This is a genomic window from Streptomyces sp. NPDC046900 (genome assembly GCF_040644975.1).
Lineage (GTDB): Bacteria > Actinomycetota > Actinomycetes > Streptomycetales > Streptomycetaceae > Streptomyces.
In genome coordinates this window covers 62,627-76,034 of record NZ_JBEYXD010000005.1, presented here as the reverse complement: position 1 = coordinate 76,034, position 13,408 = coordinate 62,627, and the positions used below count along the sequence as shown (strand labels likewise).

Here is a 13,408-nt window from a genome sequence, read left to right as displayed (position 1 = left end):
GCCGTCAGGGGCGCCACGCCACGCGATGCTCCGCCAGATGGGACAGCACCGCGTGATTCGCCTCCCAGCCGTCCGGGAACTTCACGGTCACCCCCAGCTGCACGGGCTCCGTCGAGGGATGGTCGTCCAGCAGCTCCGACACCCCCGCCCGGCACACCACGATGCACGCGTGGCGGTGCCGGGACGCCAGTACGCACAGCCGGCCGGTCTCCAGATGGAACGCCGTGGCGTCCGGGCGCCCCGACAGCGGATGCAGCACCACGGTCACATCGAACTCCCGGCCCTGGAGCCGGTTGGCCGTGTCCACCGTCACGTCCCGCACGCCGAGGTCCGTCAGCGCCGAGCGCACCGCGGCCGCCTGGTCCCGGTGCGCCGTGCCGACGGCGATCCTGTCCGCGGTGAGCGGCACCGGCTCCCCGGCCCGCTCCGAGACCGCCGCCCCGCCCCGGTCCAGCAGCCGCCGTACGACCGTCGCGACCGCCCGCACCGCCTCGGGGTCCGTGCGCGGGGTGTGCCGGGCGGGCAGCTCCAGCAGCCCCCAGCCGGTCTCGGCCGCCTCGTCGATCACCCGGTCGGGCCCGGAGCCGTCGGACGCCACTGCGAAGCCGAGTCGACGGTCCCCGTGATCGGTTCCGCTGCGGAACGGCGTGTACGGATAGAACGCGTGCGACACGAGCGGCGCCGCGGAGGCCGGGAGCCGCCAGGACACCGGCAGCCGGTGCTGCGGCAGCTCGGGATTGTGGGCCAGGAGCGTGGTCACCGCGGACGCGGACGGGTCGTACGACAGGCCCGCCCACTGCTCGGCACCGACGACCGAGAACGGGTCCAGCTGTCCGGGATCGCCGACGAACAGTGCTCGTTCGAACAGGCCGGCCACCGCCAGCAGCGCGTCCGAACGCATCTGGTACGCCTCGTCGACGATGGCGTGCCCCCACGGCTCGACGTCCTTCACGTGGGCCCACTTGGCGGCGGTCGAGATGACGACGTCGAGGCCGGCCAGATCGGCCGCCTTCGTCGACTTCCGGACGTGCGGAAGGTCGTCGAGAGCCCGGTCGTAGGGGTCCGGGTCGCTGCTGTGCAGCCGGCCGACCGGAAGACCGGGATCCTTCTCCGCGAGCCGCAGCACCAGGTCGTCGACCTGTGCGTTGGTCTGCGCGATCACCATCAACGGCCGGCCGGCCGCCGCCAGTTCCAGCGCGGCGCGGACCACGAGCGTCGACTTTCCCGCGCCCGGCGGCGAGTCGACGACGACCCCGCGGTGCGTGCCGTGCAGCGTGTCGCTCAGGATCGCCTCGGTGGCCCGGGCGGCCGCGCTCCCGGGATCGAAGGCGCTGCCCGGCTGGGCGAACGCGGTCACAGGACGTCCTCCTCGGTCACCGGATCCGGCTGCGGCAGTGCCCCCGCTTCGCCCGGCGGTCCGCCGTGAGTCCAGGGCGTCTCCTCGGGCTCGGGCAGCTTCGCTCCGCCGCGCTGCTCGTGCTCGAACAGCGTGAAGCACACATGGTCGCCCTTCTCGGGCACGGACCCGGCCTCGGGTTCCTTGCCGCGGCCCATCTTGTCGACGATGCGCAGGACCACCAGGCCGCCGCCGCCGTCCCCGTCGCTTCCCTCGTCGTGCCGCCGCTCGTGCTGCCCTTCGTATGCGACGAACTCGGCCCCCTGGGGCTTCCCGCCGAGCGAGCGGTACACCTTCGAACGCTCCCCGAGATGCGGTTGGTCCTCGGTCCGTACGGTCACCAGCGGGCGCGGGCTCGGCCGCTTGCCCTCGCTGTACGTCATCACGACGTCCGTGACCTCGCCCGCGAACGCCTCCCCGGTCAGCCGCCGCCCGGCCATGGCCAGCGGGTCGTCGAGTGCCTCCTGGGCGTCCAGCCGGGCCTGTTCGCGCTCGCGGGTGGCGAGTTTGTTCGCCGCCGTGACCGCGTCGTCGCGGCGCGGCTGCGGCGGTTCCCCGGCGGCGACGCGGTCCCGGTGGCCGGTGAACGACCAGCGGTCGCGGGTCCACCGCTCCTCGACGTGCGCGCCCTCCGGCAGGGCACGCAGCAGGTCGAGGCCCTGCCACACCGCGTCCCAGGTCGGACGCGTCCGGCTCTCGACGAGGGCGCGGATCTCGCGCTCGGCTGCGGTGAGGTCGGCGAACCGGTCGTCCGCCTCGACACCGTCCTCGGCGGTGGCCAGCCGCGTCCGCGCGCGGTCGTACCGCTCGATGGCCGGGGCGAGCAGCTTGTTGTCGAAGGCCGGGTCGGTGGCGGGGCCCGCCGGCGGGCACAGCAACTGGCCGTGGGCGTCCCGCGCCAGCTCCGCCCGGAGCGCCGCTTCCGCGCCCGTGGCGCCCTGCGGCGGGTCGATCCACGCGAGCAGCGCGCCCAGATGCTGGTCCTCGAGCCCGGACTGCCCGGTCGCCCAGTGCTGCGTCAGTACATCGGTGACCGAGAGCAGCAACGAGGAGCCCGGGACCCGGGAGCGCTCCCCGAAGTGGGTGAGCCAGCGGCCGAGCAGCGGCACCCGCGGGGGCGCCGGGTGCGGGGTCTCGGGGTCCTGTTCGGCGGTGCGGCGGAACCGCGTGGAGCGCCCCAGCAGCCGTACGAAGTCGATGCCCGCCCGGCTCGGCACGATCAACTGCGGGCTGTCCGCACACAGGTCGACCTCGACCTTGACCCGCTTGCCGGTCTCCGGGTCGGTCTCGGTGCGCTCGGCGGCCTCGACCGCCTGGGCATACCCGTCGATGTACGGCAGGACGACGTCGGCGAGGTCGGCGAGGAAGGCGAACCTGAGGTCCCGGTCGCGCGGCTGCGGCACCACGAGCAGCCGGGGCGCGTCCCGGTCGGTGCCGACGAGCGCTCCGAGCGGCGCACCGGCCTCGCCCGCGGTGGTCAACGGAACGAAGACGAGGGGGCGCTCCGACAGGTGCCGGTGCCGGACCGTGGCCGTGGGCTGGGCGCGGCCGGACCGCACGGCCTCCAGGCGGGCCAGCGTGGCGATCAGTGACATACGGCGTCCTCCCGGGCGGCGAGCGCCTCCGTCCGCAGCCGCGCCGCCCGGCGCAGGGCCGCCACCGCCGGGTCGTCCGGGTCTCCCGCCGTGCCGTGGGCGGCGGCCAGTACCTCGTCCACCGTGGTCAGCCCGCCCAGCTCGGCCCGCAGCGAGCGGCCGTAGGACGTCACCGCGCCCTCGGCCCGTGAGCGGCTGCGGCAGTGGAAGGCCAGTTCACAGGCGGCCAGGCACTCGGGTGCATAGGTCGCCGGGACCGACTCCACGGCGGCCGTCAGCTTTTCCTGCGGAAGGTCGGGCGCGAAGCACGTGCCGTCGGGGAGGCCGTCCGCGATCTCCTCGATCCGGGTGAGCCGGGTCAGCTGGCGCCGGGTGACCGCGCGCTGTTTGCGGATGTCGACGGGGGACGCGGCCGGCAGGTTGGAGAAGTCCTTCGGGCACACCAGCAGGACCTGGTGACGTACCTCGGCGGCGGCGCGCCCCTCCGGCGTCGTGCCGAGGCGCGCCGCGACCTCCTCCAGCGCCAGCACGTACACCGCGGACTGCCGGGCGGCCGCCCCCACCTTCGCCGGGTCGGCCGATCCGTCCAGCAGCGGGAAGGACTTGATCTCGACGACGGTCCAGCTGCCGTCCGGGTGCACCACCACCGCGTCCGGCTCCAGGAACGCGGGGGAGCCCGCCACGTCGAGCGCGAGCATGGGGTGGTCGAGCAGCGCCCAGCCGCGCGCCTCGGTGGCCTCGCGCAACGCCAGCGCCGTACGGGCGGCGCGGCCTTCGGGCCCTATCGCGGCGAGATCGGGAACCAGGGCCTTGCGCGGCGGCTCGGCGGTCGGGTCCAGGTTCTCCTGCACCAGCCGCAGCAGCTCGGCGCCGCCGTCCGCCTTGACTCTGGCCTCGAACGCGTTGCCCCGCATGAAGGCGAACTGGGACTGGCCGAAGGCCGACGGGGCTCCCAGCGCATCGGCCAGCGACGACTTGTCCACCCCGGCGCCGTCGAGGAGCGCGCGGCGCCTGCACCCCGGGTTCGCGGCGAGCGCGGCCAGCGCGCGGGCGTCGAGCGCCTTCGGCGGTACGGCCGGGCCGCGCAGGTCAGCGAGCCGCTGCCGCAGCGCCGTCCCCCGCGTCCGCGGGGGAGGCACCCGGCCCGGCTCCCGGTGCGGTGCGGGAGATGCGCTGTCGGGGAATTCGCTCACCCGCCGAAGTCTGGCATCCAGCACTGACAATCGAGGAACTTGTGGTCGTAGAGGCGTCCGTGGCGGGGGCGGTCGCGGTCCGCAGCCGGGCGCGGACCACGTCGGCCGCTCGCGTCATCGGCCGGGACAGCAGGAAGCCGGCGCCCATGACGGCGATGCCCGCGACCGCGTCGAGGAGGTAGTGGTTCCCGGTGCCCATCACGACGATCGCGGTCAGCGCCGGGTAGGCGACGCCCGCCACCTTGGCCCAGCGTGTGCGGCCGTGTCGCCAGAGCATCACTCCGCACCACAGCGCCCAGCCGACGTGCAGACTCGGCATCGCCGCGTACTGGTTCGTCATGCCGCCGAGACCACGCGGCGCGCTCGCGTCGCCCGCCCACCAGCCGTACGAGCTGTACTGGGCCATCGTGTCGACGAAACCGTGGGCCGCGGACAGCAGCCGGGGTGGGCAGGTCGGCGCCAGAGTGAAGCCGATCAGGCCGATGAACGTGGAGGTCATCAACCAGGTCCGGGCCGCGCGGTAGTGCTCGGAACGGCGCCTGAACAGCCATACCAGGATCACCGGCGTCACCAGGTAGTGCAGTGACGCGTACCAGAAGTCGGCCGGTATGCCGAGCCATGGCTCGCGGGTGAAGAGACGGTTCAGGGGGTTCTCGGCGTTGATACGGAGCACCCTCTCCAGGTGCAGTATCGCCTTGCCGTGCTCGACGGCGTCGTCGACGTCGCCCCGGGCGAGCAGTCGGCCGGCCGAGTACGAGGCGTACACCAGCAGGATCAGGGGAAGTTCGGTCCACCAGCGCGGCCGGACCGGCGGGTTCACCCCGGTGCCTGGTGACTCGGCCTGCGGCATCCGATTCGCCCTCCCCCTTCTGCTCTGCTGTCCCGGTGACCCGGTCGAGTCACTTTACGGTGTACGCGCCCATTCGTCAGGACGCGCCCCCGGCCCTCAAAGACGCAGAGATCTCCCACCGGGTTGCCCGTGAACGGGGTGCGCGATGATGGTGTGACTTCCTTGTTGTTTTCCTCTTGGTTCATCCCGGAAAGGACGCTCATGGCACCGCGCATCCTGCTGGCCCGGCACGGACAGACGGAGTGGTCTCTGTCCGGCAAGCACACCGGCAGGACCGACGTGCCGCTCCTGGAGGAGGGGCGACGGGGCGCCAAGCTCCTCGGCGAGCGGCTGAACCGGGCACCCTGGGACGGGCTGCCCGGAGTCGAGGTGCGCACGAGTCCGCTGGCACGCGCGCGTGAGACGTGCGAACTCGCCGGGTTCGGTGAGCGGGCGAGCGCCTGGGACGCACTGCTCGAGTGGGACTACGGCGCGTACGAGGGGATGACGCCGGCCGAGATCCAGTCGGTCCGGCCGGGCTGGCTCATCTGGCGCGACGGTGTCCCGGAGGGGGAGTCCCTGGCCGAGGTCTCCGCGCGCGCGGACGAGGTCGTGTCCTGGGCCCGCTCGGCGGACCGGGACGTCCTGGTCTTCGCCCACGGCCACATCCTGCGCTCGCTGGGAGCGCGCTGGCTGGGGCTACCACTGGAGTTCGCCGCCCGCATACGTCTCAACCCGACGTCACTGTCGGTGCTCGGATGGGCGTACGGGGAACCGGCGATCGAGTCGTGGAACGACTGCGGTCACCTCACGGCGTAGCCGTCGTCCTCACGGGATCCTGGGCAGCGAGGCATGGCGGTCCAGGAACGCCGACACACCGGAGGTCCGGCGGTGGGGCAGCAGGACTCTCGCCGTGCCCGCCAGCATCGTCTGGATCCTGGACGACTGGACCTCGCCCAGCAGGTCGATGACGCGCTGTCCGGCCTGCGCCGCCTCGTCGGGGCGGCCGCCGCGGGCCAGGTCGTCGGCCAGCTCCGCCGTGTACAGGGCGATGTTCCGGGAGAAGTGCGGGTCCTGCAGATGTGCGGCGCGCCGGGCGTGCCGGGCCGCGCGCGGCCAGTCGCCCAGCGTGGACCAGCACTGCGCCTCCAGGCCCTCGAGTTCGGCCTCGCCGTAGAACGTCATCCACTCGGGGTCCGCGTCCGACGTCCCGCGCCCGAACAGGGCCTGCGCCCTGACCAGCGCCTGCTCGCAGCCCGACCGGTCGGCGAGCCCGGCCCAGCCGCCCGCCTCCCGCAGGGCGAGCAGCGACATCAGGCGGTTCGAGCCGAGCGGACGCGCGGCGCGCTGGGCCGCCTGCGCCGCCCGTACGGCCTCCCGCGGCCGTCCGGCGTCGCGCGCGAGGAACGCCGTGTTGCAGAACGCGTGGGCTTCCAAAGCCGGGTCCCCGGAGATCCGGGCCGTGGCCAGCGCCTCCGCGTAGTGCGATCGGGCGTCGTCGAAGCGTCCTGAGTCGTGGGCGAGCCAGCCGACCGAAATGGCCAGTTCCCCGGCGCCCGCGTACAGCCGGTCGGCCACGGCCTGCCGGGTCGTACCGGCGTCCAGCAACGCGTACGCGGCGCGCAGCGGGGCGGCGGCACGCCGGTACAGGCCGTCCGCGCCGTGCCGGTCGTCGAGCAGGCGGATCTTGCGTACGGCCTCTTCGAGCGCGCAGGCCTCGGACGAGCCCGTACGGTGGACAGGGCCTTCGGCGGCCGCTGCGGAGCCGCCGAAGGCGAGTCCCAGCGGGCTCAGGGAGGCGGCCGCCACTGTGAAGGTGCCGCCGGTCATGAATGCGCGACGTTGCACGTCGCTCTCCTCGTGGTTCTGTTCGTCGTACGCGCGTGTGCCGTACGGCTCGTGCGTCTCGTAGGTATCTGGCGTTTCATACGTCTCGCCCGCCCCGCGCGTTTCACTCGGAGCGTACGGACGGCGGCCGGCGTGTGCGGGGGGCGCCTCGTCGGCGATGCGCGCCGCCCGGCCGCGTACGGCCGAGCGAGGTGCGAATCCCAGGTCCGCCAGCGTGCGACCGGGGAACATATGCAGGAACACCCGTTCGTAGGCGTAGTTGGGGCAACGGATCTCGCCCGCCTCGACCCGTCCGATGTACCGCGCGTCACAGCTGACCCGCTCACCGATCTCCATAGCGGCGCGTCGAACCGCCGCGGCGAACTCGCCCGGCGAGCGCTGTCCGCGCAGCTGCCGGAAGGCGAGGTTGGGCCGCGATGGCCTGGGGTACTGGGACGTGGTCATGGTCGGGCCCTCTCGTGCGAACCGTCGAACCATGCCGGATTCGGGACGACTTGCCCGCGTGGTGACAGTTGGTTCCCTGAGTCCGGCGGTGCAAGAACGTACCCGTCCCGTGAGAGTGGTCACGCGAGGTTTAGCTACAAACCGGATATCTCCTACGCGATCTGCCATGAACTGCCATCCTTTGCGGCGGTGTTGTGCCCGTTGCCGTTGACGGTCCGAAGCGTTTAACCCGGTGGACCGGGAGCCCCCCGAACTCCCGACCCAACTCACTGCCGAGGAGGGGTTCCGCTTTGGAGGCCGGGATGCAGACCACGCAGAGCACCGAGTTCCGTACGCAGCCGCCGGGTGCGCGCCGCATGTCCGCCGCGGACCGCGGCGCGCCGCCGACCCAGGCCCCCGACCTTGTGACCGTCCCGGCCCGGCAGGGGCTCGAGGCCGTCGACATCCTCCGCCGCGGTGCGGGCGACTGCGTCGGGCCGGTCCTCCACGACGACGGCTGCGACACCCTGGGCTTCCTGGTCCCGCCCGGGACCGCCGACGCCTGGGACGTCCCCGGCAGCACCTGCACGCAGACGGCGGGGCGCGGCATCAGCCTGGTCGCTCCGGAGCCTCCGGTCGAGGGCACGGGCTGGCTGCTCCCTCCCGGCGAGGTGGAGCTGGCGACGGACCCCGCGGTGCTCCGGGAGGCGCTCGGGGAGGCAGCCCGGCTGCTCGAGGCCGCCGACAACTGTCGGTAGCCGGACGCTGACGGTCCGCCCCAAGCGGTTGCCACAGGGGCGGCCGGGTGCGCCGCCCGCGGCAGGGCCCCGGATAATGGCTGGATGGGCAGGTCACGGAACGCGCGGCGGGAGAAGGCCGTCGAGCCGGTGGTCGAGGCGGTCGACGGCGGTCTCGCCCAGCTGATACCCGACCGGGACCGGTCGCGTGCCTGGACCCTTCTCATCGACGGCGCCCCGCAGTCGATGGTCGACCTGGACGACCCGGCGTACCTCGGTTTCGAGTACCAGCGACGCCTCGGCCATGTCATAGATCTGGCCGCGCCGCCCGGTCGGCCGGTGCAGGCCGTGCACCTCGGCGGAGGCGCGTTCACCCTCGCCCGCTACACCGCCGCCACCCGCCCCCGCTCCACCCAGCAGGTGGTCGAGCGCGACGCCTCACTCGTCCAACTGGTGCGGCGCACGCTGCCCTTGGACCCCAACGCCCGCATACGGGTGCGTTCCGCGGACGCCCGCGTGGGACTCGCCAAGGTGCCGGACGGCTGGGCGGACCTGGTCATCACGGATGTGTTCAGCGGGGCGCGCACCCCGGCCCATCTGACATCGGTCGAGTTCCTCACGGATGTCCGCAGGGTGCTCAAGGACGGCGGTCAGTACGCGGCCAACCTCGCCGACGGCCCGCCGCTAGCCCATCTGCGCGGGCAGATCTCGACCGCCGCGGCTGTCTTCCCCGAACTCGCTCTGATCGCCGACCCCGTCGTACTGCGCGGCAAGCGCTTCGGGAACGCGGTCCTGATCGCCTCCGCCCATCCTCTTCCGCTCGCCGAACTCACCCGCCGAGCCGCCTCGGACCCGCACCCCGCGCGCGTGGAGCACGGCAGGGCACTGACCGACTTCACCGGTGGCGCGGTGGCGGTCACGGACGCGGCGGCCGTGGCGTCACCGGCGCCCCCGCCCTCGGTCTTCCGCTGACCCGCGTGGCCGGCAGGCACCGTGCTGCCCCCGTGGCGGACTAGTAGGTCTCGACGTCCACATGGGGCGGGCCGTCGTGCCACGTGCAGAACACGGTGACCCGTTGCGTGCCGGAGGCGAACTCCACGCGGATCCACGACTCCGTCTTCCACACCTGCATCGACCAGCCCGGACCGGGCGTCGCGGACACCAGCGTCGCGGACGTCGTACCGAGGTCGAAGACCGCCCGCCCGCCGGTGGTGTCATAGCTCTTGACGCGGCTGGTGGAAGTGGAAGGGGAGGACGGGGGCGTCGTCGGGGAGGGCGAGGGGCTCGTGCCGGACCTCTTCGAGGGGACCGGCGTCGTGCTCGGCGCGGGCGTCCCGCTCGCACTCCGCGACGGTTCCGGCCGCTCCGTCGACGCGATCTGCGGCCTGGTGCCCTGAGTCGTCGCGCCACCCGCCGTGATGGGCAGGGCGCGCGGGGGGTCGTAGGCGGTCCCCGCCATCACGGTGTGGACGCCCCACCACGACAGCGTGACCGCCGCGCCCGTGGCGAGCGACCATGCCAGTACGTGTACGAGTCCTCTCAACATCCCGGCCATACTGCCCCACGCGCCCCACCGGTGTCCCGTGAGTCGCACACAGTTCCGCTTCTCGCGCTACCGCACGGGGAGTTGTCCACAGCCCCCGGAAGCACTTCCCCGTATGGCGTACGGTGCCGCCCATGGCAAGTGTGCTCGTGGTCGAGGACGACCAGTTCGTACGCTCGGCCCTCATCAGGCACCTGACGGAGGCCGGGCACACCGTGCGCAGCGTCGGCACCGCACTGGAGGCACTGCGCGAGGTCGCCCACTTTCCCTTCGACCTCGTGATCCTCGACCTCGGACTGCCCGATCTCGACGGGTCCGAGGCGCTGAAGATGCTGCGCGGCGTCACCGACGTACCGGTGATCATCGCCACGGCACGCGACGACGAGGCAGAGGTCGTCCGCCTGCTGAACGCGGGCGCGGACGACTATCTGACCAAGCCGTTCTCGGTCGAGCACCTGTCGGCACGGATCGCGGCGGTGCTGCGCCGGGCCCGTGCGGCCGCCGTCGGAGCCGCGCCCCCGGCGGTCATCCGCGTCGGCGGCCTCGCGATCGACCTCCTGCGCCGGCTTGTCGAACTGGACGGGCACCGACTGGATCTGACCCGCCGTGAGTTCGACCTGCTCGCCTTCCTCGCCGGCCGGCCCGGTGTCGTGGTGCCCCGCAGGGAACTGCTCGCCGAGGTGTGGCAGCAGTCCTACGGGGACGACCAGACCATCGACGTCCATCTGTCCTGGCTCAGGCGGAAGCTGGGCGAGACGGCGGCCAAGCCGCGCTATCTGCACACGCTGCGGGGCGTCGGCGTGAAGCTGGAACCACCGAGGGCGGAGCCGTTGACATGAGATGGGCGCTGGTCAAGGTCTGCCTGGCGGTGACGGCCATGGTCGTGGTCGCCTTCGCGGTACCGCTCGGCCTCGTCGTCAAGGAGATGGCGCGCGACCGCGCCTTCTCGAACGCGGAGCGCGAGGCCGCCGCGATCGCGCCCGCCCTGTCCATCACCACCGAACGCGACCAGCTGGAGCGGGTGGTGGCCTCGGCGGGCTCCGACGACGGGATGGCCGTGCACATCCCCGCGGCCGACGGCACCAAGGCGCTGGACATCGGCCGCCGGCGCGCCCCGGCCGAGGACATCGCGGCCACCCGCAGACTGGGCCGGGCCTCCACCACCGAGGTGCCCGGCGGCTCGGCGTTGCTCCAGCCCACCGCCCTCAGCTCCGGTGGCATCGCCGTGGTCGAGGTGTACGTCCCCGAGTCCGAGGTGACGAACGGCGTCGGCACGGCCTGGGCGGTGCTCGCCGCGGTCGGTGTCGCACTGATCATCGGCTCGGTGGCGGTCGCCGACCGGCTCGGCGTGCGGATGGTGCAGCCCGCCCAGCGTCTGGCCGAGGGCGCGCACGACCTGGGGGAGGGGAAGCTCGGCGCACGAGTACCCGAGGAGGGCCCGACCGAACTGCGCCTGGCGGCGGTCGCGTTCAACTCGATGGCCGACCAGGTGGTGCAACTCCTGGCGAACGAACGCGAACTGGCCGCCGATCTGTCCCATCGGCTGCGTACCCCACTGACCGTGCTGCGGCTGAACGCCGCCTCCCTCGGCGACGGACCGGCCGCCGAGCAGACACGCGCCGCGGTGGCGCAACTGGAGCGTGAGGTCGACACGATCATCCGTACGGCGCGCGAGGCCAAGCCGCAGACCGTGGCGGCAGGACCGGGCGCCGGGTGCGACGCGGCCGAGGTCGTGCGGGAGCGGATGGAGTTCTGGTCGGCGCTCGCCGAGGACGAGAGGCGCAAGTGGCGGGTGGCCGGAGCCGACCGGCCGGTACGCATACCCGTGGCCCGCGCCGACCTCGCCGCCGCGCTCGACGCGCTGCTCGGGAACGTCTTCCGGCACACCCCGGAGGGCACGGCCTTCGCGGTCGACGTCCACAACGGCGAGGACGCGGTCATCGTGCTGGTCTCCGACGCGGGTCCCGGGATCCTCGACCCGGAGACGGCCATGGCCCGGGGACGCGGTTCGGGCAGCGACGGCTCGACGGGCCTCGGCCTGGACATCGTGCGCCGGCTCGCGGAGTCGACCGGCGGGGACGTGCGGATCGGCTCCTCGGTGCTGGGCGGCACGGAGGTGCGCATCTGGTTCCAGCTCGACGGGCGGGCCCCGGTGCGCCGGGGGCACCGGGTACGGCGTCGGCGGTCCGGCAGATCGGTCTCTCCCTTTAACCGTCCCCGATCCCTCCCTTAAGCGCACCCTAAGATCCTCAACTCCGGTCCGGATCAATCCGATTGGCCCGATTCCGGATCGCTAGCGTGCTGCCGCACCCCACCCCCCGTGAGCAGCGAAGGCAGGCACGCGATGAGCAGCACGCACCGGCGCAGGATCAGCGGCAGAAGCAAGGCGATCGGCGGTGTCGTCGCCGCCTCCGTCGTGGGCGGCGGAGCGCTCCTGGTCACCGGCACCGCGCACGCCGCGGGCGTCGGAGCCGTGTACACGAAGACCAGTGACTGGTCGACGGGCTACACCGCGCAGTACGTCGTCTCGAACGACAGCGGCCAGACCAAGGGAGACTGGACGCTGCAGTTCGACCTGCCGTCCGGTGCCAAGATCAGCTCCCTGTGGAACGGCACATCGACGGTGAGCGGACAGCACATCACCGTGAAGCCGCCGTCCTGGGACAAGGACGGGCTGGCGGCGGGCGAATCCGTGACGGTCGGCTTCGTCGTGACCGGCTCCGGCGATCCGGGCGGCTGTCTCATAGACGGCGCGAAGTGCTCCGCCGACGACGGCGCGACTCCGGAGCCGAGCGGTCGCCCCACCACGTCCGCGACCCCCACAGCGACTCCGACTCCGACTCCGACCCCGAGCACGACCACGAAGCCGACCGCCACGGCGACCCCCACTCCCTCGCCGACCGCCTCCCAGACCTCCGGCTCCGGTACGGCCATGAGCGCGCGCTTCGCCCCGTACGTCGACACGTCCCTCTACCCGGCCTTCGACCTGATCGCCTCAGCGGACGCGACCGGGGTCAAGGACTACAACCTCGCCTTCGTCACCGACGGCGGCGGCTGCACGCCCAAGTGGGGCGGTGTCACCGCCATCGGCAGCGACGCCGTCGCCGCGCAGATCGGCGCCCTGCGGGCCAAGGGCGGCGACGTCCGCGTCTCCTTCGGCGGCGCCTCCGGTTCGGAACTGGCCACGGCCTGCTCCTCGGCGGACGCACTGGCCGCGGCCTACGGGAAGGCCGTGGACGCCTACAAGCTCACCAAGGTCGACTTCGACGTGGAGGGCGGCGCGCTGCCGAACACGGCCGCGAACACCCGCCGCGCCCAGGCCATCGCCAAGCTCCAGCAGCAACACCCGGGCCTGGACGTGTCGTTCACGCTCCCCGTCATGCCGGAGGGCCTGACCCAGGACGGTGTGAACCTCCTGGCCGACGCCAAGGCCAACGGTGTGCGGATGTCCGCCGTCAACATCATGGCGATGGATTACGGCGCCTCGTACAGCGGTGACATGGGCACCTACGCGGAGCAGGCCGCCACCGCCACCCAGGCCCAGATCAAGAGCGTGCTGGGTCTGTCCGACAGCGCGGCCTGGAAGACGGTCGCGGTCACCCCGATGATCGGCGTCAACGACGTGTCGTCCGAGATCTTCAAGGTCGACGACGCCACCCAGCTGGTGGACTTCGCCAAGTCGAAGGGTCTCGGGTGGCTGTCGATGTGGTCGGCCACGCGCGACAAGCAGTGCGACGGCGGTGCCAAGCCCACGGCGGACGCGACCTGCAGCTCGGTCGTCCAGGACAGGTTCGCCTTCTCGAAGGCGTTCGGCGCCTTCAAGTAGGGCTCTGCCCGGCGCGGT

Annotated in this window: 12 protein-coding genes; 6 read left to right on the top strand and 6 right to left on the bottom strand. The window is 72.7% G+C overall.

The genetic code is table 11. The features are described from left to right. Positions 1–4: 4 nt before the first annotated feature. From ABZ904_RS07160 to ABZ904_RS07145, 4 genes are read right to left on the bottom strand one after another with little or no spacing between them, the layout of a single operon-like run. Positions 5–1,357, bottom strand: a complete 1,353-nt coding sequence (locus ABZ904_RS07160; protein WP_359391543.1) for an AAA domain-containing protein — start codon at positions 1,355–1,357, stop codon at positions 5–7. Next, positions 1,354–2,991: a hypothetical protein gene (locus tag ABZ904_RS07155; protein ID WP_361821661.1), complete on the bottom strand. Its 1,638-nt coding sequence runs from the start codon at positions 2,989–2,991 to the stop codon at positions 1,354–1,356. Before ABZ904_RS07155 ends, ABZ904_RS07160 begins: the two co-directional genes overlap by 4 nt. Continuing rightward, positions 2,982–4,130, bottom strand: coding sequence for a hypothetical protein (locus ABZ904_RS07150; RefSeq protein ID WP_360991769.1), 1,149 nt, complete (start codon positions 4,128–4,130; stop codon positions 2,982–2,984). The genes ABZ904_RS07155 and ABZ904_RS07150 overlap by 10 nt, the downstream gene beginning before the upstream one ends. Next, positions 4,081–5,034: a phosphatase PAP2 family protein gene (locus ABZ904_RS07145; RefSeq protein ID WP_361821658.1), complete on the bottom strand. Its 954-nt coding sequence runs from the start codon at positions 5,032–5,034 to the stop codon at positions 4,081–4,083. Before ABZ904_RS07145 ends, ABZ904_RS07150 begins: the two co-directional genes overlap by 50 nt. Positions 5,035–5,235: 201 nt before the next feature. Between ABZ904_RS07145 and ABZ904_RS07140 the strand changes: the two genes are divergently transcribed. Then, positions 5,236–5,832, top strand: coding sequence for a histidine phosphatase family protein (locus ABZ904_RS07140; protein WP_359391540.1), 597 nt, complete (start codon positions 5,236–5,238; stop codon positions 5,830–5,832). A 9-nt stretch (positions 5,833–5,841) separates the two neighbouring features. Here ABZ904_RS07140 and ABZ904_RS07135 read toward each other — a convergent pair whose 3' ends face one another. Next, positions 5,842–7,305, bottom strand: coding sequence for a hypothetical protein (locus ABZ904_RS07135; RefSeq protein ID WP_359391539.1), 1,464 nt, complete (start codon positions 7,303–7,305; stop codon positions 5,842–5,844). A gap of 356 nt (positions 7,306–7,661) precedes the next feature. Between ABZ904_RS07135 and ABZ904_RS07130 the strand changes: the two genes are divergently transcribed. Next, a complete protein-coding gene (locus ABZ904_RS07130) occupies positions 7,662–8,042 on the top strand; it encodes a hypothetical protein (RefSeq protein WP_359391622.1) in 381 nt (126 codons plus the stop codon). An 84-nt stretch (positions 8,043–8,126) separates the two neighbouring features. After that, positions 8,127–8,993, top strand: a complete 867-nt coding sequence (locus ABZ904_RS07125) for a fused MFS/spermidine synthase (protein ID WP_359391538.1) — start codon at positions 8,127–8,129, stop codon at positions 8,991–8,993. 40 nt (positions 8,994–9,033) lie between these two features. On the opposite strand, the gene ABZ904_RS07120 is transcribed toward ABZ904_RS07125, so the two are convergent. Further along, positions 9,034–9,567, bottom strand: a complete 534-nt coding sequence (locus ABZ904_RS07120; protein WP_360991622.1) for a hypothetical protein — start codon at positions 9,565–9,567, stop codon at positions 9,034–9,036. 131 nt (positions 9,568–9,698) lie between these two features. Between ABZ904_RS07120 and ABZ904_RS07115 the strand changes: the two genes are divergently transcribed. The 3 genes from ABZ904_RS07115 (at position 9,699) to ABZ904_RS07105 (ending at position 13,390) form a co-directional block, all read left to right on the top strand. After that, on the top strand, positions 9,699–10,403 hold the full coding sequence (locus tag ABZ904_RS07115; protein ID WP_360991625.1) for a response regulator transcription factor: 705 nt from the start codon (positions 9,699–9,701) through the stop codon (positions 10,401–10,403). After that, the gene (locus ABZ904_RS07110; RefSeq protein WP_359391535.1) at positions 10,400–11,797 is read left to right on the top strand and encodes a HAMP domain-containing sensor histidine kinase; all 1,398 of its coding nucleotides are present in this window, start codon (positions 10,400–10,402) and stop codon (positions 11,795–11,797) included. The genes ABZ904_RS07115 and ABZ904_RS07110 overlap by 4 nt, the downstream gene beginning before the upstream one ends. Before the next feature lie 111 nt (positions 11,798–11,908). Further along, a complete protein-coding gene (locus ABZ904_RS07105) occupies positions 11,909–13,390 on the top strand; it encodes a cellulose binding domain-containing protein (protein ID WP_359391534.1) in 1,482 nt (493 codons plus the stop codon). Positions 13,391–13,408: the final 18 nt, after the last annotated feature.